A 24,125-nucleotide genomic window follows, 5' to 3' on the forward strand; every position below is an offset into this window, starting at 1 on the left:
ACCGAAAGGCGACCTTCCTCGCACCGATCACGACGCGGCGCAGCACCTAGGCTGGGGGCATGGCCGTACACCTGACGAAGATCTACACGCGGACCGGCGACGGGGGCACGACGCGGCTCTCCGACAACTCGGAGGTCAGCAAGACCGACCCGCGCCTGGTCGCCTACGCCGAGGTGGACGAGACGAACTCGGTGCTCGGCGTGGCGCTGGCCACCGCGACCTTCGAGCCGGCGATCGTCGAGGTGCTGCGGGGGGTGCAGAACGACCTGTTCGACGTGGGCGCCGACCTGTCCACCCCCGTCGTCGAGAACCCCGAGTTCCCGCCGCTGCGCGTCACCCAGGCCTACGTCGACCGGCTGGAGGCCTGGTGCGACGAGTACAACGCGCGGGTGCCGAAGCTGAACTCGTTCATCCTGCCCGGCGGCACTCCCGGTGGCGCGCTGCTGCACCAGGCCCGCTGCGTGGCGAGGCGCGCGGAACGCGCCGCGTGGGGCCTGCTCGAAGCCGACGCCGACCGCAGCAACGCGCTCGCCGCGAAGTACCTCAACCGGCTGTCCGACCTGCTGTTCATCCTCGCCCGCGTCGCCAACCCCGACGGCGACGTGCTGTGGCGTCCGGGCGGCGGCGCCTAGCGGCTCACAAGGCCTTCGCGAAGCACACCGAAGCCGGGTCGTCGCGGTAGGGCCCGAACGCGGGGATGTCGAGGTAGCCGGACGCCCGGTAGAGGCCGATGGCCTCCGGTTGCCGGTCGCCGGTCTCCAGCAGCACCCGCTTGTGCCCGGCCGCCACGGCCCGCTCCTCCAACTCCGCCAGCATCCGGCGGGCGAGGCCGCGGCCGCGCGCCCGCGGCGCCACGTACATGCGCTTGAGCTCGACGTCGCCGTCCTCGAATTCCGGTTCCGCCGGGTCGTACGCCCGCCACCCTCCGATGGCCACGGGTTCCCCTTCGACGCGGCCGAGCAGGAACATCCCGTGCGGGGCGCGGAACTGCTCGGATCCGATGGGGGTCTCGTCCTGGCGTCCGTAGCGGGCCACGTACTCCTGCTGGACCTCCGCGATCAGCCGCTGCACGGCGGGGTGGTCGAACTCCGCGATCTCGATGTGCACGGGACCAGCTTACGAGCGGTCACACCAGCGACTTCTCGAACCAGTGGCGGGCGTACTCGTTGTCGTTGTACGCAGGGATCTCCACGTAACCGGCCGAGGCGTACAGGGACCGGGCGGCCCGGAGCTCCGCGGCCGTGTCCAACCGGACCACCTCGCAGCCCAGCTTGCTCGCGTGCAGTTCGAGATCGGCCAGCAACGCCCGCCCCGCGCCCTGCCCGCGCAGCGCGGGCGAGATCCACATGCGGCGGATCTCCGCGAACCCGCCTTCCGCGACCCGCACCGCGCCGCAGCCGCGGGCCTCGCCGGCCGCATCGCGCACCAGCAGGAAGTAGCCCCGCGGCGGTGTGAAGTCACCGGGCTCGGGCGGCGCGGCCCGGCCCGGATCGAAACCAGCGGGGAACAACCGCGCCAGCTCGCCGACGTACTGCTCCAGCGCGGCGCGCGAGTCCGCACCGTCGATCGGTTCCGGGGTGATCGTGAACTGCCCACTGCCGGGAGACGCGTCCTTCATGCGGCCAGTCTTTCCGAGCCGCGGTGTTCACCGCCAGTTACTCGAACTTCGTGCGCCTAAAGTAGAACTTCATGGACCCGGCGAAGCTGCTGCTGCTGATCGCGTTGCGCGACGGCGGCAGCATCACGCGCGCCGCCGAACTCACCGGGCGCACACCACCCGCCGTCTCCCAGCAGCTCGCCCGGCTCGAACGCGCCGCGGGCACCGGACTCGTCGAACGCCTCCCGCACGGGGTGCGGCTGACCCCGCTCGGTGCCCGGCTGGCCGAGCACGCCGACCAGATCGCCCGCGTGCTGCACGACGCCGAAGAGGACCGCGCCCGGCACCTCGGCCTGCATCGGAACCGGCTGCGGATCGGCGCGTTCCCCACCGCGGGCGTGCGGCTGCTCCCGGAAGCGCTCGCCGCGCTCAACCGGCTGCGCCCTGACAGCGAAATCTCGGTCGTCGACCTCGGCCCGGTCGAGGGCAACGCGCTCGTCGCCGAACGAGAACTCGACCTCGCGCTGGTCGCCGAGTACGACGAACCGCTGCGCGCCCCCGCGGGCGTCCGGCTGATCCCGCTGCTCGACGACCCGGTCCTCGCCGTGCTGCCGGAACGCCACCACGCCGCCACCGCATCGGCCGCGCCCGGTCGCACGCTGCGGGACTTCGCCGCCGCCGCCTGGGCCTGCGCGCCGCGGGACCTGCCCAACCGGCGGCAGCTCGACGCGCTCGCACGCGTCGAAGGGTTCACGCCGCGAGTCCCGTTCGAATCGGAGTCGTACGCGGTCGCCCAGGCCGTGGTGTCCGCGGGCGTGGCGGTGGCCTTCCTGCCCCGGCTCGCGATCGGCGAGGTCCCCGGCACCGTGTCCCGCGCGCTCGCCGAACCCGCCCTGTTCCGCCGGGTGCACGCCGCCCTGCCCGCGGACTCCCCCGCCGAACTCACCGGTGTCTTCCTCGACCTGCTCCGCGAGGTGTGCGCGGAGCACGGCGGGACGACCGCCGACCGCTGAGGAGCCCGTCCAACGCCCGGAGCGGAGGCCATCCGCGTGCCCGAAGCCCTGCGAGGAAGGGAACCTCTCTGTCACCCGTGGCAGAAAGGTTCCCTTCCTCGCACGCGGGCACAAAAAAACGCGCCCCCTCTGGAGGGGGCGCGTGCTGCTGGGGCGGTCAGGACGCCCAAGGCACGGATCGGCCCGGCGGGGCCGACTCCAACCAGGACAGGAACCCGGTCAACGCGTCCGCGCCCATGGCGACCTCGAGGTGCTCGTCGCGCCCCGTCAGGTGCAGGACGGTCGCGGCCTGCGGTAAGGCGTACACCTCGGACATCGACGGTTCCCGCCGGGTCGCGATCTCCACGTCGCGGCGGTTCACCACCCAGTTCGGTCCGGAACGCAGGCTCAGCACCCGGTACCAGGTGAACTCCTCGCCGCGGTAGTGCGCGACCCCGAGGTGCCAGCCGCGACCACGATCATCGGTCCGCAGGCGCAACGCCACATCGATGCCACCGGCGCGCAGCTGCCGCAGCCGCCGGCGAGCGGCCAGCACCACGCTCAGGGCCGCGCCGGCCAGGACAAGCACCAGCCCGGCACCGATGATCGACCACACGCCCGCGGAGCCCATGTGCGCGGCCCGTCAGACGGACTGCCCGGCCGCCCGAAGTCGACTCAGGGCCCTCGTGCGGGCTTCCTCGTCGTCGCTCTTGGCATCCGCACGAGCCTGCGCGACGTCGATCTCCTGGGCGAGTTCGGCCGACTCGGCGAGCACGCTGACGCCGTCGGCGGTGACGGACAGGAATCCGCCCTGCACCGCCGCGGTCACGGTGTCGCCGTCGACGGTCGTGATCTTCACGACGCCACCCTCGACGAGCTGGCCGAGCAGCGGCTCGTGCCCCGGCAGGATGCCGATCTCGCCTTCGGTCGTCTGGGCCACGACGGTGGTCGCCTCACCGGACCACAGGCGGCGCTCGACAGCGACCAGCTGGACGGACATGTTGGCCACGCGCGTCTCCTTTGTCGGGTGTACAGCCCGCAGTCTAGCCAACGCCAGGCGGGCTCTGATGACGGGCCGAACAGGGCCTCGTCACATCCGGAGGGGGGACGCGAGGAGGGGAACCTTCAGGTCACGGGTGACAGGAAGGTTCCCTTCCTCGCGGAAAGGCGAAAAAAGAGGCCGGGGCCCGTGACGGACCCCGACCCGCTGCCGGTAGGTCTTCGCCGCGGCGGACAGCCGCGGCGAAGACCGGGGCTCACTTCTCGGTGAGCTTCTTGTAGGCCTGCTCCAGGTCCTCCAGACCACCGATGGACAGGAAGGCCTGCTCCGGGTAGTGGTCGAAGTCGCCCTTGCAGAGCTTGTCGAACGCCTCGATGGTCTCCTTCACCGGCACGAAGGAGCCGTCCTGGCCGGTGAACTGCTTGGCCACGAAGAAGTTCTGCGACAGGTAGCGCTGGATGCGCCGCGCCCGCTGCACCGTCACCTTGTCCTCTTCGGACAGTTCGTCCATACCGAGAATGGCGATGATGTCCTGCAGTTCCTTGTACTTCTGGAGGATCCGCTTGACCTCCTGGGCGACGCGGTAGTGCTCGTCGCCCACGATGGCCGGGTCCAGAATGGTGGAGCTGGAGGTCAGCGGGTCGACCGCCGGGTAGATGCCCATCTGCGAGATCGGCCGGGACAGCTCCGTCGTCGCGTCCAGGTGGGCGAACGTGGTCGCCGGCGCCGGGTCGGTGTAGTCGTCCGCGGGCACGTAGATCGCCTGCATCGAGGTGATCGAGTTGCCGCGGGTCGAGGTGATCCGCTCCTGCAGCTCACCCATCTCGTCGGCCAGCGTCGGCTGGTAACCCACCGCGGAAGGCATCCGGCCCAGCAGGGTCGACACCTCCTGGCCCGCCTGGGTGAACCGGAAGATGTTGTCGATGAACAGCAGCACGTCCTGGTTCTGGACGTCGCGGAAGTACTCCGCCATGGTCAGCGCCGACAGGGCGACCCGCATACGGGTACCCGGCGGCTCGTCCATCTGCCCGAACACGAGCGCGGTGTCGGCGAGCACGCCGGACTCCGCCATCTCCACCCACAGGTCGTTGCCCTCACGGGTGCGCTCGCCGACACCGGCGAACACGGAGGTACCACCGAAGTTCTTGGCGACACGGCGGATCATCTCCTGGATGAGCACCGTCTTGCCGACACCGGCACCGCCGAACAGGCCGATCTTGCCACCCTGGACGTACGGGGTGAGCAGGTCGATCACCTTGATGCCGGTCTCCAGCACCTCGGTGCGGCCTTCGAGCTGGTCGAACGCCGGGGCCTTGCGGTGGATGGACCAGCGCTCGGCGTCCGAGGCGTAGCCCGGCTCGTCGAGGCAGTGCCCGAGGGCGTTGAACACGTGGCCCTTGACCACGTCGCCCACCGGCACCGAGATGCCCTCGCCGGAGTCGCGCACCGCGACGCCCCGCACCAGGCCCTGGGTCGGCTGCATCGAGACGCAGCGCACGACGCTGTCACCGAGGTGCTGGGCGACCTCGAGCGTCAGCGTCTTGGCCATGGCCTCAGCGGTGATGTCCACGGTGAGGGAGTTGTTGAGGTCGGGCACCTGGTCGCGCGGGAACTCGACGTCCACGACCGGGCCGAGAACCCGGACGACGCGGCCGGTGCCAGTAGCCGTGCTAGTGGCAGTCGCAGTCATGTCACTCACTTCCTGCTGACGAGAGCGCCTCGACACCACCGACGATCTCGCTGATTTCCTGGGTGATCTGGGCCTGACGGGCCTGGTTGGCCTCACGGCTGAGGTTGCGGATCAGTTCGTCCGCGTTGTCCGTCGCCGCCTTCATCGCGGTACGACGCGCCGCGAAGACGGACGCCGCCGAGTCCAGCAGCCCGGCGAAGATCCGGGTGTTGATGTACTTCGGCAGCAACGCCTTGAACAACGTGTCCGCGTCCGGCTCGAAGTCGTAGACCGACCTCGGCTTCTTCGGCTCGTCGGAGTACTCCACCTCCAGCGGAGCGATCCGCGTGACGGTGGGCCGCTGCGTCAGCATGGACACGAACTCGGTGTGCACCACGTGCAACTCGTCCACACCCAGCGTACCGTCCTCGCCGCCGTCGTCGAGGTAGTCGTCGGCGCCCGCGAGGAACGCCTTGACCAGGGTCTCCCCCACTTCGGCGGCATCCGAGTAGCCGGGCTTCTCGGCGAAACCGGTCCAGCTGGCCGCGACGGGCCGCTGCCGGAACCGGTAGTACGCGTCGCCCTTGCGGCCGATCACGTACAGCACCGGGGTCTTGCCTTGCTCGCGCAGCAGGCTCTGCAGTTCCTCCGCCGCGCGCAGCACGTTGGAGTTGTAGCCGCCGCACTGGCCGCCGTCACTGGTCACCACGAGCACCGCGGCCCGCTTCGGGTTGTCCCGTTCCACCAGCAGCGGGTGGTCCAGCGAACTCGCCCCGGCCAGCTCGGACAGGGACTTGGTGATCTCGGCCGCGTACGGCCGGGACGCCTCCACCCTGGTCCGAGCCCGCATGATGCGGGACGTGGCGATCAGTTCCTGCGCCTTGGTGATCTTCCGGATCGACTTGACCGACCGGATGCGGTCTCGCAGTTCTCGAAGATTGGCCATGGCTTACCCGGTCACTTCTTCGGGGCGGGCTTGTTGACCTGAACGGTTTCCTGGCCCACCGCGTCCGCGTCCATGGCCTCGGCGTCGGCTTCCTGCGTGAGCGAGGAGCCGTCGGAGGTCGTGAACTGCTTCTTGAACTCCTCGACCGAGTCCACGATCAGCTTCTGGCCGTCGTCGGAGAGCTTCTTGCTCTCGACGATGTCCTTGAGCAGCGACTCGTGGGTGCGGCGCAGGTAGGAGAGGAACTCCGACTCGAAGCGCCGCACGTCGCCGACCGGAACGGTGTCGACGTGGCCCTTCGTGCCGAGGAACAGCGACACGACCTCTTCCTCGACCGGAAGCGGGTCGCCCGCGCCCTGCTTGAGCAGCTCCATGAGGCGGGCACCGCGGTCCAGCTGCGCCTTCGACGCGGCGTCGAGGTCCGAGGCGAAGGCGGAGAACGCCTCCAGCTCGCGGAACTGCGCCAGGTCGATCTTCAGCGAACCGGTGACCGACTTCATCGCCTTGATCTGCGCGGAACCGCCGACGCGGGACACCGAGATGCCGACGTCGATGGCGGGGCGCTGACCGGCGTTGAACAGGTCCGACTGCAGGAAGCACTGGCCGTCGGTGATGGAGATGACGTTCGTCGGGATGTAGGCCGACACGTCGTTGGCCTTCGTCTCGATGATCGGCAGGCCCGTCATCGAACCGGCGCCCATCTCGTCGGAGAGCTTCGCGCAGCGCTCCAGCAGACGGGAGTGCAGGTAGAAGACGTCACCGGGGTAGGCCTCGCGGCCCGGCGGACGACGCAGCAGCAGCGAGATCGCGCGGTAGGCCTCGGCCTGCTTGGTGAGGTCGTCGAACACGATCAGGACGTGCTTGCCCTGGTACATCCAGTGCTGGCCCAGCGCGGAACCCGCGTAGGGGGCCAGCCACTTCAGACCCGGCGAGTCCGAGGCGGGGGCGGCGACGATGGTCGTGTACTCCATCGCGCCCGCGTCCTCGAGGGACTTCTTCACGCCGGCGATCGTGGAGCCCTTCTGGCCGATCGCGACGTAGATGCAGTGGACCTGCTTGGCAGGGTCACCGCTGTCCCAGTTGCCCTTCTGGTTGATGATCGTGTCGACCGCGACCGTGGTCTTGCCGGTCTTGCGGTCGCCGATCAGCAACTGGCGCTGGCCGCGGCCGATGGGGGTCATCGAGTCGATGGCCTTGATGCCGGTCTGCATCGGCTCGGCGACGCCCTGGCGCTGCACGACCGTGGCGGCCTGCAGCTCGAGGGCGCGCTGCGCCTCGGCCTTGATCTCGCCGAGGCCGTCGATGGCCTCGCCCAGCGGGTCCACCACGCGGCCGAGGAAGCCGTCGCCGACCGGCATGGACAGCACCTTGCCGGTCCGCTTGACCTCCTGGCCCTCTTCGATGCCCGCGGATTCGCCCAGGATGACCGCGCCGATCTCCTGCGCCTCCAGGTTCATCGCCACGCCGTAGACGCCGCCGGGGAACTCCAGCAGCTCTTCGGTCATCACCGAAGGCAGGCCCTCGACATGGGCGATGCCGTCACCGGTATCGGTGACGACGCCGACCTCCTCGCGGCTGACCTCCGGGGAGTAGCTGGAGACGTACTTCTCGATCGCACTGCGGATCTCGTCCGACGAGATCGTCAGCTCCGCCATGTCTCGTTCCTGCTCTCGGTTCGTTCTGGAAGGAAGTTCGTGTCCGGGCCGCGCCCTCGCCGTCAGTCGGCGAGATCGCGCCGGAGGGACTGCAGGCGCCCCGTGGTCGTCCCGTCGATGATCTCGTCACCGACCTTGATCAGCAGGCCGCCGCCGACCGCAGGATCCACTTCCAGGTGGACCGCGATGGGCCGCGAGTAGATCCGCTGCAACGTGGCCGCGAGCCGCTGCTGCTGCTGCTCGGAGAGCTCGATGGCGGACCGCACGTGCGCCACCGAACGCTCCCGGCGCTTGGCCGAGAGCTCCGCGAGCTCCTCCAGCCCCTCGCTGACGTGTCCGCCACGCGGGTGCGCCACCAACTGGCGCACCAGGGCCTGGGTGACGGGTTCGACCTTGCCGCCGAGCAGTTCGTCGACCAGCGCGGTCTTGCCGTCGGTGGCAGCGGCCGGGTCGGCCAGCAGCCGCTCCAGCTCCAGTTCGGCGCCGATGATGCGGCCGAGGCGGAACAGCTCGTCCTCGACCGCGTCCAGCCGGCCCGCCCGTTCGGCCTGCACCAGCAGGGCGATCCGTGCCAGCCGCTCCAGACCTCCGACCAGGTCCTTCGCGCTCGACCAGCGGGAGCGGACGGCTTCGACGACCACGGGCAGCGCCCGGGCGCCGAGCTTGCCGGCCAGCAACTGCTTGGCCAGCTCCTCCCGCGAACGGGGTTCGGTGGAGGCGTCCGCCAGCGCCCGGCGCAGGGTCGACTCACGACCCAGCAGGGCGGCCACGCCGAACAGTTCGTCGGCGAGGCCGGTGATCTCCGCGGCCCCGGCCCCGTCGGTGGCCTGCAACAGCTGCAGCTCGGTGGCTGCCAGCGCGTCGCGGCTCGCGGCGTTCACGAGGGTGCTCAACTCTCCAGGGCCTTTCGTTCTGGGGGAACCTTCGGGGACCACATCATGTGCGTGTCCATCGCACCGGCGCCGTCAGGACCTGCTGGACCCGGACGGTGCCGACGTGGAGTCCAGTTCCTCCAGGAACCGGTCCACGGTGCCGCGACGACGGGTCTCGTCCTCAAGGGACTCCCCGACGATGCGACCGGCCAGATCCACGGCCTGACGGCCGAGGTCGGCGCGCAGCTCCGCAACGATCTGCGAACGCTGCGCGGCCAGCTGGTTCTGGCCTTGCGTGACGATCCGCTCCGACTCGGTCTGAGCCTGGGTGCGCATCTCCTCGACGATCTGCTGGCCCTCGGCCCGCGCGTCGTCCCGGATCCGCGCAGCCTCGGCGCGCGCCTCGGCCAGCTGCGACTTGTACTGCTCCAGCGTCCGCTGTGCCTCGGCCTGAGCCTGCTCGGCGCGGGCGATACCGCCCTCGATCCGCTCGCTGCGCTCCGCGTAGATCTTCTCGAAGCGCGGCACCGCGTACTTCCACAGTACGAACAGCAGGATCAGGAAGGCGATCAGGCCGACGACGATCTCGGCCGGCTCGGGGATGACGGGGTTGTGCCCGCCCTCCGCGGCCAACAGCATCTGTGTCTTCACCACGACGTCTCCCAACGCTCTCCAGCCGTGAACAAGGTCAGGCTGCGGAGGCGATGAAGTACACGACCAGGCCGATCAGGGCGAGCACCTCGACCAGGACGAACGAGATCCAGGCGATGCCCTGCAGCTGGCCCTGGGCCTCCGGCTGACGCGCGGTGCCGTTGATGACGGCGGCCCAGATCAGACCGACACCCACACCCGGGCCGATGGCGCCGAGGCCGTAGCCGATCGCGGCCAGGCCGGGGTTGATGTTCGCTGCAGATTCGGCGGCCTGCGCAAGAACGATGTTGCTCACTTTCACTACCTTTCAACTCGGTCCGCGCAATCCGCGCGGATCGGAGGTCTTGGTCTTGCTCTCAGTGCTCCGAGGACAGCGCACTGCCGATGAAGTTGGCCGTCAGCAGCGCGAAGATGTAGGCCTGGAGCACCTGGATCAGGGCTTCGACGAACGTCAAGGCAATGGAGAAGGCGAAAGCGACGATGGAGACCGGCTTCAGCCCCGCGCTCGCCTCCATGAGCAGGAATTCCCCGCCCAAGGTGAACACAAGCAGGATGAGGTGACCGGCGAACATCGCGGCGAACACCCGGATCGCCAGCGCGACCGGCTGGGCGATGAACTTCTGGAAGAACTCGATCGGCGCGAGCAGCACGTAGATCGGCTTCGGCACGCCCGGTGGGAACATGACGTGCTTGAAGTAGCCGAGGAATCCGTGCGTGGCGAAACCGACCGTGTGGATCACGACGTACACGACGATGAACAGCGCGACCGGGAACCCGATCCGCGACATCGTGGGGAACTGGATCAGCGGGATGATCCCGAAGATGTTGTTCACCAGCACGAACGTGAACAGCGCGAAGATCAGCGGGACGAACTTGCGAAAGTCCTTCGCCCCGATCTGGTCCCGCGCGATGTTGTTACGGCTGAACTCGTAGAGGAACTCCGCGACGAACTGGGACTTGCCCGGTACCAGCTTCAGGTTGCGGGTCGCCATCACGAAGTACGCGCCGACGATCACCACCGAGAGTGCGATCAGCACCATCGGCTTGGTTACGCCGCCGAAGATCGGCGGGAGGTCAAAAGCATCGGCACCCGGCGGTACGAACTGTCCGCCTTGGGCCAGCACCAGCGCGCCCAACTGGGCTCCTTCCGGTTCTCCCGAGGTTCACACCGCCGGGGGAATCGTCATGATTTGCACGTAACGTACCCGATACGCGATCTGGCACGTTCGCCGACCCCACCCTAGTGAGCGCAGATACGTTCAGTAAGGGATGGACGGTCGCCACACGGATGGGCGACCAGGCCGAAGCGGACAATACCAGCGGGTAACAAGTTTCGGGAAGCTACCCGGTCTTGGTCAACAAAACGGTCATTGACCAGTGACGATGGTCGGGATCTTGGTATTCCGGAATGCGACGACCTCTGCGCCGGCCCACACCATGATGGTGGCCAGCATGGTCAACGCCAGCGCCATCGGATGGATCGCTTCCACGCCGCCCAGCAAGGTCATCACGATGAGTAACACCAGCATCTTGCCGACGTAACCACCGAGCGCGACCGCCATGACGAACATCGGGTGCAACCCACCCGTCCAGCGCATCAGGAAGATAGTGAGCAGTGACGATCCGAACGCCACCGCGCCACCGACGACCGCGCCGAACGCGCCGGTCGCCCCGACGAGGACCGCGGACACCACGATGCCGAGCAGCACCGTCGCGACACCCGGCCACAGCGCGGTCCGCAGCATGGCGTCGGCCAGCTTCCGCACCGTCGCGGCGTGCGGGTTCTCCGCTGCCTGCTCGGCGGGCTGTTCGGTCGTCTCGCTCATTCAGGCCCCTCGATCGGATCGCCATCGTCCGGCCATTCTCGGAATGAGCGAAATGATAGCTGCCGCCGCCACGCCGATCCCGGCCACCCAGCCGACCACGGCCGCGCTGAACAGCGTCAACGACACCGCGCCGAAGGCCAGCACGCCTGCCCACAAGTAGATGAGCAGCACCGCGCGGCGTTGCGAGTGGCCGATTTCCAGCAGCCGGTGGTGCAGGTGCATCTTGTCCGCGTGGAACGGGCTCTTGCCGGCCCGCGTCCGGCGTACCACCGCCATGATCAAGTCCAGCAGCGGCACGAACAGCACCGCCGCCAGCACCAGCAGGGGTGAGAGCAGCGCCAGCAGGTCCTTGCCGCCGAAGCCCGCGTAGTCGGCCTTGCCGGACGCCGACGTGCTCGCCGTCGCCAGCATCAGCCCGATCAGCATCGAACCCGAATCGCCCATGAAGATCCGCGCCGGCTGGAAGTTGTACGGCAGGAAGCCCATGCACGCGCCCGCGATCGACGCCGCGATCAGCGCCGGCGGGTACGCGGTGACGTCGCCACCGTGCTGCTGCAGCAGGCTCAGGCAGAACGCGCAGGTCGCGCTCGCCGCGATCAACCCGATCCCCGAGGCAAGCCCGTCCAGGCCGTCCACGAAGTTCATCGCGTTGATCATCGTGACGACCAGCAGCACCGTCAGCAGCTGGCCCTGGTTGCTGTTGAGGACCATGAGCTGACCCATGTGCCCCTCATCGCCACCCCACGGCACCCAGAACCCGAACCACTGCACACCGAGCAGCACCAGGATCCCGGCCGCGGTCACCTGACCGGCCAGCTTCGTCAGCGAATCCAGTTCGAAGCGGTCGTCGAGCGCGCCGACCAGCACGATCAACCCACCGGCCACCAGCGCGGCCACCGCGTCGTTGGAGAACTCGAAACCCCGCGACAGCGCAGGCAGGTTGCTCGCGAGGAACATCGCCGCGAGCACCCCGCCGAACATCGCCACCCCGCCCATCCGGGGGATCGGCGTCAGGTGCACGTCGCGCTTGCGGGGATAGGCGACCGCGCCCACGCGGATCGCCAGCAACCGGACCAAGCCGGTCAACAGGAATGTCACCGCCGCCGCGGTGAGCAGAACAAGCAGGTACTCGCGGGCGGGGAGACCCGCGGGAGCCCAGAGGGGTGCGTTGTCCATGGCGGCGGCTCTACCCTCGCGGGCCGACGGCCCGCGGAAGGTCGATGTTCAGCCCCCAGAACGGCGTCTTCAAGCTCGGCGCTCCTCATCGCTGTCCACGTTGCGCATCTGGGGCTAACGCTATCGGCCAACAGCCGCACCACGACCACCGGTCCGGAACAGCGAAGATCGTCCGGGGCTCGGCGAGCGGTCGTGCGGGCCGCGAGCAAGGGAACCTTCCTGTCACGCCGGGAACGCGACCGGGCACGCGCCGCGTTCATGGCCTGCGCGAACCGGCGAATTCCAGCCGTGCGAAGAAGGGAACCTTCCTGTCACCGCTCGACGCGCGCAGGCCGAGCCGTGGACGCACATCGCCGGTGCGGTGCGCCCACTGACAGGGGAAGGGGGTTCGCGCCGTCACCGGGAAACCGGCGACGGCGCCCGGCTCACGCCGCGGGCTCGACCTCGACGCCGAGCACCTCGGACAGCTCCGCCAAGGTCACGGCGCCCTCCCGCAGCACCCGCGGCTGCGGCTGGGTCAGGTCCACGATCGTCGAGGCGACCGGCTCACCGGCGGGCCCGCCGTCCAGGTACACCCCGACCGACTCGCCGAGCTGCTCCCGCGCCTGCTCCGCCGCGGACGCCGGCGGGTGCCCCGTCCGGTTCGCGCTCGACACGGCCATCGGGCCGACCTCGCGCAGCAGGTCCAGGGCGACCGGGTGCAGCGGCATCCGCAGGTTCACCGTCCCGCGCGTGTCGCCCAGGTCCCACGCCAGCGACGGCGCCTGCGGCAGCACGAGCGACAACCCGCCCGGCCAGAACGCCTCCACCAGCGATCGGGCCTGCCGCGACACGGACTGGACGAGGCCGTCGATGGTCGACCACGAACCGACCAGCACCGGAACGGGCATGTCGCGTCCTCGGCCCTTGGCCGACAACAACGACCCCACGGCATCGGAGTCGAAGGCGTCCGCGCCGATCCCGTACACGGTGTCGGTGGGCAGGACGACGAGCCCTCCGGCGCGGACGGTGTTCGCGGCTGCGGCGAGACCGGCTTCCCGGTCGTCCGGGCGGTTGCAGTCATACACGGTGCTCACGCTCCGATCCTGGCACGCCACGCACGGGCCCCGGCGGGTGGTGCCCGTCCGCTGCGCTGCGGGCCTATCCTCCCCAGTAACACCAGCGCCCCGTCGCAAGATCGAAAAGGTGCGCTCGTCCTCGGCGGAGTCGTTGCCCTCGTCACCTCTCAGGTACGGCAACGTGACGGTCCCGCCGCACGTCTGATCGTACGAACGGCAGGTCCGCGATCCGGACCGCCCGTCTCCAGCCAGTCCCGAACAAGGAGTACAGATGACCGCCCCGCCCCAGGGTGTCGAGGTCGACCACGTCGAGTTCCCTGCCGGCAAGATCCGCTACTACCGCGCGGGGTCCTCTGGGCCCGCGATCGTGCTGCTGCACGGCGGCGGTCTGGACAACGCGATGCTGAGCTGGCGGCACACGATTCCCGTGCTCGCCGAAGACCACCGCGTCTACGTGCCCGACCTGCCCGGTCAAGGCGGGAGCAGGCCGTGGCACGGCCGCGCCAACCAGCGCACCTTCGAAGAGGTGCTGCGGTGGTTGCTCGACGCCTGGCAGGTGCGGGACACCATGATCGTCGGGTTGTCCATGGGCGGCAGCATCGCCACCGGGTTCACGCTGCGCCATCCTCGGCGCGTGCGGGGACTGGTGCTCGTCGGCTCCGGTGGGCTGGTCCCCCGGCTCGACCACCACCTGCTGAGCTACCTGGCGACCCGAGTCGAATTCGTCGGCTCGGCGAGCGCGAAGCTGCTGGCGAAGCATCGTGGACTGGTGCGGCGGCAGCTGACGAAGCAGCTGTTCACCGGCGACCGGCCCGTGCCCGACCTGGAGAGCATCGTCGACGAGGTCAGCGCCGAAGCCGGGCAGCGCGAATCGGTGTTCTCCGACTGGCAGCGCGACTCGCTCGGGCGGCGCGCCATGCGGGTCAACCACGGCCCCCACCTGGACCAGATCAACTGCCCCGTGATGTTCATCCACGGCGAGCAGGACACCGCGGTGCCGATCTCCTCCTCCCGGCAGGCGGCGACCGCCATCTCCGGTGCTCAGCTGCACGTGATCCCCGGCGCCGGGCACTGGCCGAACCGCGAGAAGGCCAACGAGTTCAACGCCCTGCTGCGCCAGTTCGTCAACGCCCGATCCTGACCGAACGAAGCGCGCACCAGCCGCCGCCCCGGCACCTCCCCGCGCCCGGCAGCACCCTCACCCGACAGCGGCCCACTCCCCCGGCCGAGCACCACCCCCACTTCGCACCGTGACGCCCCTGCGCGCGCCCGGATGCGAGGAAGGGAACCTTCCTGTCACCGGTGACAGGAAGGTTCCCTTCCTCGCAGAACCGCGGTCAGCAGGTGGCGCGGTAGAAGTACTGGGCTTGTGACTGCATGGAGTCGCGGGTGAGGGCGATCATGTCCGTTCTGGTCTCGCGTTCGACGGGTTCGCCCTTGATGGCGGCGATGGCTCGGGCGACACCTTCGCGGCCGATCTCCGCGGGGTTCTGCGCGATCAGGGCCTGCACGCGTCCGTTGCGGAGGTCGTCGACCTGCTTGGGGCTGGCGTCGAAGCCGACCAGCTGCACTTGGCCGGACTTCCCGGCATTGGCGAGCGCGGTGCCCGCGCCCTCGCCGGTGTTGAGGTTGGTGCCGAACACTCCGACGAGGTCGGGGTTGGCGGCCAGCGTCGCGGAGACGATCTGGGCGGCGGTCGCGGGCTCGTTCTCGGTGTACTGCGTCGGCAGCAACCGCAGGTTGGGGTGCTTGGCGATCTCCTCTTCGAAGCCGCGGGCGCGCTCGTCGGTGGTGGAGGTCCCGGCCTTCGTGTTCAGCGCGAGCACCGTGCCGGTGCGTTGCCCGACGAGATCGGCGAGGGTCTGCGCGGCGAGCACCCCTCCGGCGTGGTTGTCGGAGGACAGCGAGGTCACCGCGACCGACTTGTCCTCCAACGCGGTGTCGACCTCGACGACCTGAACACCGTTGTCCTTGGCCTGCTGCAGCGGCGTGGCGAGGGCCTTGTCATCGGTCGGCGCGATGATCACGGCTCCGGGCTGGGAACTGACGACACCGCTGAGCAATTGCGCCTGCTCGGCTTGTTCGAACTTCTCCGGCGCCTGCACGTTGAGTTCGTACCCGGCGGCCGCCGCCGCTTCTTTCGCCGCGCATTCGATGGAGACGTAGAACGGTTCCCCACGCATTCCGGTGAGCAATGCCAGGTTCTTGTTGTTCGGGTCCGTGGTGGCTCCCCCGGTGTCCCCGATCTGACCGGATCCGCAACCGGCGAGCAGAGTTCCCGCCGCCAGCACGACCATGATCTGATTCCTGATTTTCACTTTTTCCTCCACACACCGTTGTGCTGAAAAGCGGGTCAGCGGCTGTTGCGATTCCTCCGGCGCCGCTGGTCGAGCCAGACGGCGGCGACGAGCACGGCACCGACCGCGATCGGTTGCCAGAACGGCCGGACCCCGGCCATGACGAAGCCGGCGTCGAGCACGGCGGGGATGAACACGCCGATGACGCTGCCGAGGATCGTGCCCACGCCGCCGAACAGGCTGGTGCCGCCGAGCACGACCGCGGCGATCGCGTTGAGGTTGTCGTTGCTGTGCCCGCTGATCGTGGTGGTGCCGAAGTAGGCCAGCGACAGGAACCCGGCGAATCCCGCCAGCACCCCGGTCAGCGCGTACACGGCGACGAGGTGCCTGCTCACGTTGATCCCGGCGCGGCGCGCGGCTTCGGAGTTGGAGCCGATCGCGTAGGTGTGCCTGCCGAACGCGGTGGTGTGCAGCGCCCAGGCCGCGAGCAGGGTGACGATCGCGGCGAGGATCACCAGGTTCGGCACCACGCCGAACGAGGTCCCGGTGCCGAGCGTCTCCCGCAGCGCGGCGGGCACGGTGCGCACGTCGATGCCGTTGGTGAGCAGCTGGGCCGCGCCGAGCGCCGCGCCGAACGAGCCGAGCGTGACGATCAGCGCGGGCACCCGCGCCACCGCGACCAGGAGTCCGTTGAGCACGCCCCAGGCGGCACCGCCGAGCAGCGCCACGACCAGCCCGACGAGGATCACGCCCCATCCGGCGCCGGTGGCGTCACCACCGCTGAGCGCCTCCATCGTCTGCGCGGACACGACGCCGGCGAACACCAGCACGGATCCGACGGACAGGTCGATCCCGGAGGTGATGATCACGAAGGTCATCCCGACCGCGAGCATCAGCAGCGGCGCCGCCTGCACCAGCAGGGTCTGCAGGTTGAACAACGTGGGGAAGGCGTCCGGGCGCACCGCGCTGAACAGCACGCACAGCACGATCAGCACCAGACCCGTCCACAGCGTCGGCGACGCGGCCAGCCGGGTGCGGAAGGTCTTGCCGGAAGCGGGATCCGCGGTGGGCGCGGAGACGTCCTCGGGGGATCGTTGTGGTGCGGACATCAGTTCTCGTCCTCCTGGGTCAGAGCCCCGGTCATGGCTCCCACGAGCTCTTCGAGGCTCACGTCGGCAGCGCGGAAGCGAGCGACACGGCGGCCCAGCCGCAAGACCTCGACGCGGTCGGCGACGGAACGCACTTCGGGCATGTTGTGACTGATCAGCACCACCGAGATGCCGGTGTCGCGGACCCGGCGCACCACGTCGAGCACGCGTTCCCGCTGCACCACGCCGAGCGCCGCGGTCGGTTCGTCGAGGAACACCAGGCGATCCGCCCAGGCCACCGACCGGGCCACGGCGACGCTCTGGCGTTGCCCACCGGACAGCGCCCCGATCGGCACGTCCAGGTCGGGCAGCGAAACGCCGAAAGTCGCGAACTGCTCGGCGGCGCGGGCGCGCATGGCCGCCTTGTCCAGCATCCCGAGCTTGCCGAGCAGCCCACCGCGGCGGATTTCCCGCCCCAGGTACAGGTTCGCCGCCGGGTCCAGGTCCGGGGCGACGGCCAAGTCCTGGTAGGCCGTCTCGATGCCGTGCGAGCGGGCCGCGCCCGGCGAGTCCAGCGTCACCGGCGTCCCGGACACGCTGATCTGCCCGGAATCCGGTTGCTCCACACCGGAAAGGCATTTGACCAATGTGGACTTCCCGGCCCCGTTGTCGCCGATGAGGGCGACCACTTCGCCGGGGTGCACGGTGAAGGAGGCGCCCCGCAACGCCTCCACCCCGCCGTACCTCTTGGTGAGTTCGCGGGCTTCCAACAGCGGTTCGGACATCAGACCTTCCAGGTGGCTCGGGTGCTGCGGTCGAGGCGGTGCGGGGCACCGGGGCGGGGCGGGCGCACGTCGGTCCGGCACCGCGCGCGGGGGTTCACGCGGGCACCTCCCCCGATCCCCGCGGCAACAACCGGGTGGGCAGCACCAGTCGTCGCGGCGCAGTGGTGTCCCCGGCGAGCCGCGCGTACACGGTCCGCGCCGCCGACGCGCCCAGTTCCCGGACGTCGTAGGTGATGACCGTGATCGGCGGGTCCAGCAGGTCGGCCAGTTCGAAGTCGTCGAAACCCACCAGCGCGGGCCGCCCGGGACGCCCCGCGAGAGCGCGGACGGCGTGGACGGTGATCCGGTTGTTGCCGGTGACCAGGGCCGTCGCGGCGCACAACGGCCCCGCCAGCACCTCGGCCACCGAATCCGCGGTGTGCGGGCCCATCCGCACCAGCGCCGCGTCGAACGCGACACCGGCCTGCGCGCAGCCCTCCCGGAAGCCGCGCAGCCGCTCGGCGGCGGTGTTGATGCCCGGCGAGTCGCCGAGGAACGCGATGCGCCGGTGGCCGTGCCCGGCGAGGTGGCGGACGGCCAGGGCCGTACCGCCCACGTTGTCCACCAGCACGGTGTCGGCTTCGACGCCGCCCGCCGGCCGGTCCACGAACACGACCGGCGTGCCGGTGATGATCTCCCGCGCGAGGTAGCCGTGCCGGTCCCCGGCCGGCACGACCAGCAGCCCGTCGACCCGCCGGGACAGGAATTCGGTGACCAGTTCCCGTTCCCTGGCAGGGTCTTCGCCCGACGAGCCGGTCAGCACCTGGCAGCCCTGAGCGCGGGCGACTTCCTCCACCGCGCGCGTCAGCATCGAGTAGAACGGGTTCGCGACGTCCTCCAGGACGAGCCCGACGATCCCGGTTTCGGCGCCGCGCCGGAGGTTGCGCGCATCGAGGTTGCGGCGGAATCCGAGTTGGTCGATCGCGGTGAGCACGCGGCCCGCGGTGCCCGGATGCACCCCGGTCTCACCGTTGACGACCCGGGAGACCGTTTTGATGCTCACCCCGGCAAGACGGGCCACATCGTTCATGGTGGCTCGCCGAACATTCCCGGAATCCGACAACGTTGTCATGATCTGGCGGATTTCACCGCTCTGGACCAGCGGTGTCAATGCTCGACCGGATTCCTGCGTGCCGACGGCCGCAGAAATGCGGCCGAACGGCGCAACCGAACACCTGGAATCGTTCGCGAGCGACCGTGTTCGACGGTTTTTCGATCTTGATCCAGAACTGCGCGGCGAACCGGGAAGACAAGGTTGTCACGAATTGATTTCGGACCGTTCGATTCCGCTCCGGAACCATTCCGGCCACGCGCGCACCAGGCCCGCGGCGTCACCGGTGGCGGTGTGACCACGAGCACCCGGCACACTCGGAGGAATCAGGTGCCGGTGAGCGGCACCGCGTCCGAAAGGCGGTCTGAGGGTGTTCCGTACCTACGCGGGATGGTTCCGCCTCGTCGCGGTCGCCGAAGCGTGCTCCTGGGCGGCGCTGCTGATCGCGATGGTCTTCAAGTACGGCTTCGGGCTACCCGAAGGCGTCACCGTCGCAGGCTGGATCCACGGCCTCGTGTTCACCGCCTACGTCGTGACCTGCCTCGTGGTGTTCAGCCCGCTGCGCTGGTCGTTCGGCGTGCTCGTGCTCGCACTGGTGTCCTCGGTGCCGCCGCTGGCCTCCGTCGGCTTCGAACGCTGGGCGACCGGCCGCGGCCTGCTCACCTGGCAGCACTCCGCGGACCCCACGTTCTGGGGCCGGGTCCGCTACGTCCTGCGCACCCTGAACTGACGCCCGCTCCCCCGCGAGGAAGGGAACCTTCCTGTCACCGGTGACAGGAAGGTTCCCTTCCTCGCACCAGGGCGCGCGCGTGCGGCGGCTGAGCGGGTGGTCGAACGCGCCTCGACCCGATGGGGAGGCGTGCGGGGAGAGATCCCCGAGTGGAGCCGGGTTCGGCTCAGAAATCGCCCGCCGCGTGGCGGACCTTGCCGAGCAGTTCGGTGAGCTGCTGCGTCTGCCGCTCGGTCACGCCGCCCAGCCCGAACTCGATCTCGTTGACCGACTCGGTGGCGCGCTTCATCAGATCCCGTCCTTCATCGGTGATCTCGACGAGCGTGGTGCGCCGATCCGTCGGGTGCGGCACCCGGCGCACCAGCTCGTCGTGCTCGAGCCGGTCGACGATGTTGGTGACGCTGGTGGGGTGCAGCTGGAGCCGATCACCCATGACGCGCATCGGCAGGCTTCCGCGGCTGGAGAAGGTCAGCAGGACGAGCGCCTCGTAGCGGGCGAAGGTGAGGTTGTGCGGGCGCAGCGCCGTGTCGACCGCGGACTGCAGGATCTGCTGGACCCGCATGACGCTGGTCACCGCGGCCATCGTCGTCGATGGCCCGATCCGCTCCGACCACAGTTCGGCCGCACGTGCGATGGGGTCGAATGGCAGCGGGCTACGGGCGCTCATGATGCCGACGCTAGCAGCGGGCACCGAACGGACGAATGACCATTCGGCATCACGACCTGCCGACGAGCACGATGCCGATGGGATCCAGCATGATCGCAGTCTTTCCCGAGCAGCTCGCAGGAGGAAGATCGAATGTTGGTTGCGTTCAGCGTGGCACCGTCCGGCTCCGGTGATGGCGACAGCGTCAGCGCGGCCGTCGCGGAAGCGGTGCGGATCGTGCGCGAATCAGGCCTGCCGCACGAGACGACGTCGATGTTCACGACCGTCGAAGGCGACTGGGACGAGGTCATGGACGTGGTGAAGCGCGCGACGGAAGCGGTGTCCGCGCACTCGCCCCGCACCAGCCTGGTGCTCAAGGCCGACATCCGCCCCGGCCACACCGGGCAGTTGCACGAGAAGGTCCGACGGGTCGAAGAGCACCTGTCGACGGACCGGTGAGAGACGCGGCCGGCCGGAGGTCCCGAGGGACGTCTCCGGCCGGCCGTCGTCGTACGCGATCGATCAGCCCTTGACGGAGGGGTGGTCGATGACCGGCGCGTTGGTGCAGTCGTTGGTCTGCGGCGACAGGACCGGCACGACGACGCCGATGACGGCACCGACGTTGTTGCCGCACGCCTGGACCGGCACCGCGCTGATGTTGTTGTCGTCGACCAGGTTGACGCCTTCGTTGCCCGCCGTGTCGGCGAAGGCGGTCGAGCCGAGGGACACCATGCCGAGGGCGGCGATACCGGCGGCGCCGGCAACGCGGGTAGCAATACGCACTTTCTGAACCTCTCCTAGAACTTCGGGCAGGGGGCTCGATCCCGGATCTTTCCCGGGGCTCCCCGTCTGGCCGGCCCGAGAGCACGCTCTCGAGCAGACACAGTGGCTCCTTCGGCGATCACCCCGGCGAAACATGAGGGGTTCGCACGTAATGTCAAGCGATCGAGTGATCATCGACACTCGATCAGGTAGACGTCAGCGGCTCAGCCAGCGCATCGTGACCAGTCCTGCGCCGGTTCTCGTCGCCCTCCGGAGAACCCCTGCCCACGCACGGTGCGCATCGCGCGCCGTGTCAGGATGGAGAGGTGACGAGGCCCGATCCACGCCAGAACGCAGCCATGTCCGCCGCGATGGCGGGCGCAGTCGACCTGTCCGCGCTGAAGAACAAGGCGGACAACGCTTCCCGGCCACCCGCCGCCAACGGCCCCGCCGACGACGCGGCGGCCACCGGCACGCCGGCGGTCATCGACGTCACCGAAGCGACCTTCCAGGCCGAAGTGGTGGACCGCTCCATGCAGGTCCCCGTCGTCGTCGACCTGTGGGCCGAGTGGTGCGGCCCCTGCAAGCAGCTCTCCCCCGTGCTGGAGCGGCTCGCGCAGGAGAGCGGCGGCACCTGGGTGCTCGCGAAGGTCGACGTGGACGCCAACCCGCGGATCGCCCAGCTCTTCCAGGTGCAGTCCATCCCGACCGTGATCGCGATCGCGGGCGGGCAGCCCGTCGAGGCCTTCGCCGGGGCGCAGCCCGAGCCGCAGATCCGCCAGTGGATCACCGCGCTGCTCGACGCCCTGCGCGAACAGCTCCCCGGCATCCAGGCCGCCGAGCAGGCCGCGGGTGCGGCGGAGGTCGAAGAAGAACCCGAAGACCCCCGGTTCACCGCCGCGGAAGAGGCCCTGGACAACGGCGATTTCGCCGCCGCCGAAACCGCCTACCGGCAGATCCTCGAAGCCGAACCGAACAACGAGCAGGCACAGGCCGCCCTCGCCCAAGTCCGGTTCAGCGCTCGCGCCGAGAACGCCGATCCGGCCGCGATCGAGCGCGCCGACGCCGCACCCGACGACCTCGACGCGCAGCTCGCCGCCTCCGACGCCGAACTCGCCACCCAGCAGGTGGAGGCCGCGTTCGACCGGCTCGTGCGCACCGTCAAGCGCACCTCCGGCGACGATCGCAACCGCGTGCGCCAGCACCTGATCGACATGTTCGAGCTGTTCCCCGACGGGGACCCGCGGGTCACCAATGCCCGCAGGGCACTGGCCAGCGCCCTGTTCTGATTCGTACCGCCGCCCGGCCGTCACCGTTGTCCGGTGGCGGCCGGGTTTCTTGCGTCACCCGGCGCTGCAATGACCCCGCCGCGCGCCCGCCGGCTCGCCGCTGATCGAGCCGCCCTGCCCGCTCCCGCCCGGCCGCGCGCCCGAGGGTTCTGCACGCGAGCTCCCCTCCCCCATGCGCCCGACCGAGCCGACGAGCCGTCCCCGCAGCCCGACGCCACCGCATCCTCACGACACCGTCGATGACAGGAAGGTTCCCTTCCTCGCACCCGTGACAGAAAGGTTCCCTTCCTCGCACCCGTGACAGAAAGGTTCCCTTGCTCGCGCGGTTGGTCCGGTGGTTCGGGTGATGACGGGGATGGGCGGCCTACGCTGGGGACATGGCTTCCTACGGTGAACTGTTCCCGGGGCGCAAGCTTCGGCACGAGGGCGATCAGGGCACACCTGGGCGTGAGCACGATCCGGGCGGTCCGCTCGACCTCGATCGCGGCGTGGTGTTCCTCGCGCCCCCGGCCGAGCAGGAACCGGCCGAACCGGCCGAGCACGAGACCGACGAGGACTGAGCCGCACCTCCCCGGGCGGCCGTGCTCACCTCGCACCGCCGCGGACCGGCGGAGCGCCGTCTCCCCCGGGGCCTGTGGTGGATGTCAGGGGTATCTCGTTGAATGTGCGCATGCGGAGATGGGTGCTGCACATGGACATGGACGCGTTCTTCGCGTCCGTCGAGCAGCTCACCCGCCCCACCGTCTCCGACCGAGCCGTCCTGGTGGGCGGCTTGGGTCCGCGCGGCACCGTCGCCGGCGCCAGCTACCAGGCCCGCGCTTACGGCGCCCGCTCGGCGATGCCGATGGCCGAGGCCCGCCGCCGCTGCCCGGTGGCGGTGGTGCTGCCTCCCCGCGGTGGCGTCTACCAGGCGGTCAGCCGCAGGGTCTTCGAGATCGTCCGCGAGATCTCCGACGTGGTCGGTCAGGTCTCGATCGACGAGGCCTTCCTGGAACCGGTCGAGCTGATCGGCGGCTCGACCGACGACGTGGAGCGGTTCGCGGCGCGGCTGCGGGAACGGGTCCGCACCGAGGTCGGGGTACCGGCGTCGGTGGGAGCGGGGTCCGGGAAGCAGATCGCGAAGATCGCCTCCGGGCTCGCGAAGCCGGACGGCGCGCTCGTGGTACCGCCCGATCAGGAGCTTGAGCTGCTCACGGGGCTGCCGGTGCGCAAGTTGTGGGGCGTCGGGCCCGTCACCGAGTCGAAGCTGCACCGCATCGGCGTCTACAGCATCGGGGAGCTCGCGGCCTTGCATCCCGGCGACGTCACGTCGCTGCTCGGGCAGGCGCACGGCGCGGAGCTGCACCGGTTGGCGCACGGCATCGACGACCACCCCGTCGCGGAACGCGCCGAGGCCAAGCAGGTCAGCGCGGAGACCACGTTCGACGTGGACATCACCGAGCCGGTGCGGCTGTCCACCGAAGTGGGCGGCATGGCCGAGCACGCGCACCGCAGGCTCGTCTCGTCCGGCCGGGCCGCACGCACCGTGACGGTGAAGGTCCGCGACGCGGACTTCACGACGATCAGCCGCGCGGAGACCTTCGCCACGGCCACCTCGGACCTGGGGTCGCTCGGCGCGGCGGCCCGGCGGCTGATCTCGGTCGCGGTGCCGCCGGGAACGCCGATCCGGCTGGTCGGGGTCTCCTACTCGGGGCTCGCGACCTCCGAGCAGGAGGCGTTGTTCGACAGTCCCGCGCACGAATCCGAGTCCGAGCCCGTTCCGGACGGCGAGTCGACACCGGAACCGGCTCCGCGGCTCGGGCACCGGCCGTGGCGCGCCGGGGACGACGTGTTCCACCCGGAGAACGGGCACGGCTGGGTGCAGGGCGCCGGGCTCGGCCGGGTAACGGTGCGCTTCGAGACCGCGGCGACCGGCCGTGGTCGCGCGCGCACCTTCCAGGACGATGATCCGGCGCTCAAGCCCGCGGAGCCGCTGAACAGCCTCGGCTGGTGACGA

General features: G+C 69.7%; 29 protein-coding genes. 9 read left to right on the plus strand and 20 right to left on the minus strand.

Annotated elements, in window-relative coordinates; genetic code table 11:
* Positions 1-59 precede the first annotated feature (59 nt).
* On the plus strand, positions 60-632 hold the full coding sequence (locus tag BJ969_RS23100) for a cob(I)yrinic acid a,c-diamide adenosyltransferase (protein ID WP_184482012.1): 573 nt from the start codon (positions 60-62) through the stop codon (positions 630-632).
* Positions 633-636: 4 nt separating this feature from the next.
* Here BJ969_RS23100 and BJ969_RS23105 read toward each other — a convergent pair whose 3' ends face one another.
* On the minus strand, positions 637-1,107 hold the full coding sequence (locus BJ969_RS23105; RefSeq protein ID WP_184482014.1) for a GNAT family N-acetyltransferase: 471 nt from the start codon (positions 1,105-1,107) through the stop codon (positions 637-639).
* 19 nt (positions 1,108-1,126) lie between these two features.
* Positions 1,127-1,618 (minus strand): GNAT family N-acetyltransferase, encoded by a 492-nt coding sequence (locus BJ969_RS23110; RefSeq protein WP_184482016.1) that lies wholly within the window; start codon positions 1,616-1,618, stop codon positions 1,127-1,129.
* Positions 1,619-1,689: 71 nt separating this feature from the next.
* Here BJ969_RS23110 and BJ969_RS23115 point away from each other — a divergent pair, with 71 nt between their 5' ends.
* On the plus strand, positions 1,690-2,610 hold the full coding sequence (locus tag BJ969_RS23115) for a LysR family transcriptional regulator (protein WP_184482018.1): 921 nt from the start codon (positions 1,690-1,692) through the stop codon (positions 2,608-2,610).
* A 157-nt stretch (positions 2,611-2,767) separates the two neighbouring features.
* On the opposite strand, the gene BJ969_RS23120 is transcribed toward BJ969_RS23115, so the two are convergent.
* The 12 genes from BJ969_RS23120 to BJ969_RS23175 form a co-directional block, all read right to left on the minus strand.
* Positions 2,768-3,220: a DUF2550 domain-containing protein gene (locus BJ969_RS23120; RefSeq protein WP_184482020.1), complete on the minus strand. Its 453-nt coding sequence runs from the start codon at positions 3,218-3,220 to the stop codon at positions 2,768-2,770.
* A gap of 12 nt (positions 3,221-3,232) precedes the next feature.
* On the minus strand, positions 3,233-3,598 hold the full coding sequence (locus BJ969_RS23125; protein ID WP_184482022.1) for a F0F1 ATP synthase subunit epsilon: 366 nt from the start codon (positions 3,596-3,598) through the stop codon (positions 3,233-3,235).
* A gap of 247 nt (positions 3,599-3,845) precedes the next feature.
* A complete protein-coding gene (atpD, locus tag BJ969_RS23130) occupies positions 3,846-5,279 on the minus strand; it encodes a F0F1 ATP synthase subunit beta (RefSeq protein ID WP_184482024.1) in 1,434 nt (477 codons plus the stop codon).
* Position 5,280: 1 nt separating this feature from the next.
* Positions 5,281-6,204, minus strand: coding sequence for a F0F1 ATP synthase subunit gamma (locus tag BJ969_RS23135; RefSeq protein ID WP_184482026.1), 924 nt, complete (start codon positions 6,202-6,204; stop codon positions 5,281-5,283).
* Between the two features lie 11 nt (positions 6,205-6,215).
* Positions 6,216-7,859, minus strand: coding sequence for a F0F1 ATP synthase subunit alpha (gene atpA, locus BJ969_RS23140; RefSeq protein ID WP_184482028.1), 1,644 nt, complete (start codon positions 7,857-7,859; stop codon positions 6,216-6,218).
* A gap of 62 nt (positions 7,860-7,921) precedes the next feature.
* Positions 7,922-8,752: a F0F1 ATP synthase subunit delta gene (locus BJ969_RS23145; protein ID WP_184482030.1), complete on the minus strand. Its 831-nt coding sequence runs from the start codon at positions 8,750-8,752 to the stop codon at positions 7,922-7,924.
* A 72-nt stretch (positions 8,753-8,824) separates the two neighbouring features.
* A complete protein-coding gene (locus tag BJ969_RS23150) occupies positions 8,825-9,382 on the minus strand; it encodes a F0F1 ATP synthase subunit B (protein ID WP_184485679.1) in 558 nt (185 codons plus the stop codon).
* Positions 9,383-9,419: 37 nt separating this feature from the next.
* Complete coding sequence (locus BJ969_RS23155) at positions 9,420-9,677, minus strand: ATP synthase subunit c family protein (RefSeq protein WP_184482031.1); 258 nt, start codon at positions 9,675-9,677, stop codon at positions 9,420-9,422.
* Between the two features lie 61 nt (positions 9,678-9,738).
* Positions 9,739-10,518: a F0F1 ATP synthase subunit A gene (gene atpB, locus BJ969_RS23160; protein ID WP_184482033.1), complete on the minus strand. Its 780-nt coding sequence runs from the start codon at positions 10,516-10,518 to the stop codon at positions 9,739-9,741.
* Positions 10,519-10,749: 231 nt separating this feature from the next.
* On the minus strand, positions 10,750-11,208 hold the full coding sequence (locus tag BJ969_RS23165; protein WP_184482035.1) for a Cg1360 family ATP-synthase-associated protein: 459 nt from the start codon (positions 11,206-11,208) through the stop codon (positions 10,750-10,752).
* Positions 11,209-12,384, minus strand: a complete 1,176-nt coding sequence (locus BJ969_RS23170; RefSeq protein WP_184482037.1) for a glycosyltransferase family 4 protein — start codon at positions 12,382-12,384, stop codon at positions 11,209-11,211. It abuts the gene before it with no gap.
* Between the two features lie 425 nt (positions 12,385-12,809).
* The gene (locus BJ969_RS23175; protein ID WP_184482039.1) at positions 12,810-13,460 is read right to left on the minus strand and encodes an L-threonylcarbamoyladenylate synthase; all 651 of its coding nucleotides are present in this window, start codon (positions 13,458-13,460) and stop codon (positions 12,810-12,812) included.
* A 253-nt stretch (positions 13,461-13,713) separates the two neighbouring features.
* On the opposite strand from BJ969_RS23175, the gene BJ969_RS23180 reads away from it, so the two are divergent.
* Positions 13,714-14,583, plus strand: a complete 870-nt coding sequence (locus BJ969_RS23180) for an alpha/beta fold hydrolase (RefSeq protein WP_184482041.1) — start codon at positions 13,714-13,716, stop codon at positions 14,581-14,583.
* A gap of 196 nt (positions 14,584-14,779) precedes the next feature.
* Here BJ969_RS23180 and BJ969_RS23185 read toward each other — a convergent pair whose 3' ends face one another.
* The 4 genes from BJ969_RS23185 to BJ969_RS23200 all read right to left on the minus strand — a co-directional run bounded on the left by BJ969_RS23185 (position 14,780) and on the right by BJ969_RS23200 (position 18,681).
* Positions 14,780-15,739: an ABC transporter substrate-binding protein gene (locus BJ969_RS23185; RefSeq protein ID WP_184485680.1), complete on the minus strand. Its 960-nt coding sequence runs from the start codon at positions 15,737-15,739 to the stop codon at positions 14,780-14,782.
* 56 nt (positions 15,740-15,795) lie between these two features.
* Complete coding sequence (locus BJ969_RS23190; RefSeq protein ID WP_184482043.1) at positions 15,796-16,848, minus strand: ABC transporter permease; 1,053 nt, start codon at positions 16,846-16,848, stop codon at positions 15,796-15,798.
* Positions 16,848-17,612, minus strand: coding sequence for an ATP-binding cassette domain-containing protein (locus BJ969_RS23195; RefSeq protein ID WP_184482044.1), 765 nt, complete (start codon positions 17,610-17,612; stop codon positions 16,848-16,850). Before BJ969_RS23195 ends, BJ969_RS23190 begins: the two co-directional genes overlap by 1 nt.
* 94 nt (positions 17,613-17,706) lie before the next feature.
* Complete coding sequence (locus BJ969_RS23200; protein WP_184482047.1) at positions 17,707-18,681, minus strand: LacI family DNA-binding transcriptional regulator; 975 nt, start codon at positions 18,679-18,681, stop codon at positions 17,707-17,709.
* Here BJ969_RS23200 and BJ969_RS23205 point away from each other — a divergent pair.
* The gene (locus BJ969_RS23205; protein WP_184486166.1) at positions 18,647-19,000 is read left to right on the plus strand and encodes a hypothetical protein; all 354 of its coding nucleotides are present in this window, start codon (positions 18,647-18,649) and stop codon (positions 18,998-19,000) included. The two genes, BJ969_RS23200 and BJ969_RS23205, sit on opposite strands and share 35 nt — an antisense overlap.
* Positions 19,001-19,072: 72 nt before the next feature.
* Positions 19,073-19,432, plus strand: coding sequence for a DUF3817 domain-containing protein (locus tag BJ969_RS23210; protein ID WP_184482049.1), 360 nt, complete (start codon positions 19,073-19,075; stop codon positions 19,430-19,432).
* Between the two features lie 166 nt (positions 19,433-19,598).
* Here the strand turns inward: BJ969_RS23210 and BJ969_RS23215 are convergent, their stop codons facing one another.
* Entirely contained in the window at positions 19,599-20,099 is a 501-nt protein-coding gene (locus BJ969_RS23215) for a MarR family winged helix-turn-helix transcriptional regulator (protein WP_184482052.1), read from the minus strand.
* 132 nt (positions 20,100-20,231) lie between these two features.
* On the opposite strand from BJ969_RS23215, the gene BJ969_RS23220 reads away from it, so the two are divergent.
* Positions 20,232-20,537 carry an MTH1187 family thiamine-binding protein gene (locus tag BJ969_RS23220; RefSeq protein ID WP_184482054.1) on the plus strand — a complete coding sequence of 102 codons (306 nt, stop codon included), beginning with the start codon at positions 20,232-20,234 and terminating at the stop codon, positions 20,535-20,537.
* A gap of 63 nt (positions 20,538-20,600) precedes the next feature.
* Here BJ969_RS23220 and BJ969_RS23225 read toward each other — a convergent pair whose 3' ends face one another.
* Positions 20,601-20,861, minus strand: a complete 261-nt coding sequence (locus BJ969_RS23225) for a hypothetical protein (RefSeq protein WP_343071559.1) — start codon at positions 20,859-20,861, stop codon at positions 20,601-20,603.
* Between the two features lie 338 nt (positions 20,862-21,199).
* Here BJ969_RS23225 and trxA point away from each other — a divergent pair, with 338 nt between their 5' ends.
* The 3 genes from trxA to BJ969_RS23240 all read left to right on the plus strand — a co-directional run bounded on the left by trxA (position 21,200) and on the right by BJ969_RS23240 (position 24,122).
* A complete protein-coding gene (gene trxA, locus BJ969_RS23230) occupies positions 21,200-22,129 on the plus strand; it encodes a thioredoxin (RefSeq protein WP_246457070.1) in 930 nt (309 codons plus the stop codon).
* A gap of 377 nt (positions 22,130-22,506) precedes the next feature.
* Positions 22,507-22,689 carry a hypothetical protein gene (locus tag BJ969_RS23235; protein ID WP_184482056.1) on the plus strand — a complete coding sequence of 61 codons (183 nt, stop codon included), beginning with the start codon at positions 22,507-22,509 and terminating at the stop codon, positions 22,687-22,689.
* Positions 22,690-22,799: 110 nt separating this feature from the next.
* Positions 22,800-24,122 (plus strand): DNA polymerase IV, encoded by a 1,323-nt coding sequence (locus tag BJ969_RS23240; RefSeq protein ID WP_184482058.1) that lies wholly within the window; start codon positions 22,800-22,802, stop codon positions 24,120-24,122.
* Positions 24,123-24,125: the final 3 nt, after the last annotated feature.

Source organism: Saccharopolyspora gloriosae (assembly GCF_014203325.1).
In the GTDB taxonomy this organism is placed as follows: domain Bacteria; phylum Actinomycetota; class Actinomycetes; order Mycobacteriales; family Pseudonocardiaceae; genus Saccharopolyspora_C; species Saccharopolyspora_C gloriosae.

Excerpts from the sequence above, each read along its gene's own strand:
- BJ969_RS23100 (WP_184482012.1), top strand. The coding sequence starts at position 60 with ATGGCCGTACACCTGACGAAGATCTACACGCGGACCGGCGACGGGGGC.
- BJ969_RS23110 (WP_184482016.1), bottom strand. The coding sequence starts at position 1,618 with ATGAAGGACGCGTCTCCCGGCAGTGGGCAGTTCACGATCACCCCGGAA.
- BJ969_RS23115 (WP_184482018.1), top strand. The coding sequence starts at position 1,690 with ATGGACCCGGCGAAGCTGCTGCTGCTGATCGCGTTGCGCGACGGCGGC.
- BJ969_RS23120 (WP_184482020.1), bottom strand. The coding sequence starts at position 3,220 with ATGGGCTCCGCGGGCGTGTGGTCGATCATCGGTGCCGGGCTGGTGCTT.
- atpD (WP_184482024.1), bottom strand. The coding sequence starts at position 5,279 with ATGACTGCGACTGCCACTAGCACGGCTACTGGCACCGGCCGCGTCGTC.
- BJ969_RS23135 (WP_184482026.1), bottom strand. The coding sequence starts at position 6,204 with ATGGCCAATCTTCGAGAACTGCGAGACCGCATCCGGTCGGTCAAGTCG.
- atpA (WP_184482028.1), bottom strand. The coding sequence starts at position 7,859 with ATGGCGGAGCTGACGATCTCGTCGGACGAGATCCGCAGTGCGATCGAG.
- BJ969_RS23165 (WP_184482035.1), bottom strand. The coding sequence starts at position 11,208 with ATGAGCGAGACGACCGAACAGCCCGCCGAGCAGGCAGCGGAGAACCCG.
- BJ969_RS23170 (WP_184482037.1), bottom strand. The coding sequence starts at position 12,384 with ATGGACAACGCACCCCTCTGGGCTCCCGCGGGTCTCCCCGCCCGCGAG.
- BJ969_RS23180 (WP_184482041.1), top strand. The coding sequence starts at position 13,714 with ATGACCGCCCCGCCCCAGGGTGTCGAGGTCGACCACGTCGAGTTCCCT.
- BJ969_RS23185 (WP_184485680.1), bottom strand. The coding sequence starts at position 15,739 with ATGGTCGTGCTGGCGGCGGGAACTCTGCTCGCCGGTTGCGGATCCGGT.
- BJ969_RS23190 (WP_184482043.1), bottom strand. The coding sequence starts at position 16,848 with ATGTCCGCACCACAACGATCCCCCGAGGACGTCTCCGCGCCCACCGCG.
- BJ969_RS23195 (WP_184482044.1), bottom strand. The coding sequence starts at position 17,612 with ATGTCCGAACCGCTGTTGGAAGCCCGCGAACTCACCAAGAGGTACGGC.
- BJ969_RS23205 (WP_184486166.1), top strand. The coding sequence starts at position 18,647 with ATGCTCACCCCGGCAAGACGGGCCACATCGTTCATGGTGGCTCGCCGA.
- BJ969_RS23200 (WP_184482047.1), bottom strand. The coding sequence starts at position 18,681 with ATGAACGATGTGGCCCGTCTTGCCGGGGTGAGCATCAAAACGGTCTCC.
- BJ969_RS23215 (WP_184482052.1), bottom strand. The coding sequence starts at position 20,099 with ATGAGCGCCCGTAGCCCGCTGCCATTCGACCCCATCGCACGTGCGGCC.
- BJ969_RS23220 (WP_184482054.1), top strand. The coding sequence starts at position 20,232 with ATGTTGGTTGCGTTCAGCGTGGCACCGTCCGGCTCCGGTGATGGCGAC.
- trxA (WP_246457070.1), top strand. The coding sequence starts at position 21,200 with ATGTCCGCCGCGATGGCGGGCGCAGTCGACCTGTCCGCGCTGAAGAAC.
- BJ969_RS23235 (WP_184482056.1), top strand. The coding sequence starts at position 22,507 with ATGGCTTCCTACGGTGAACTGTTCCCGGGGCGCAAGCTTCGGCACGAG.
- BJ969_RS23240 (WP_184482058.1), top strand. The coding sequence starts at position 22,800 with ATGCGGAGATGGGTGCTGCACATGGACATGGACGCGTTCTTCGCGTCC.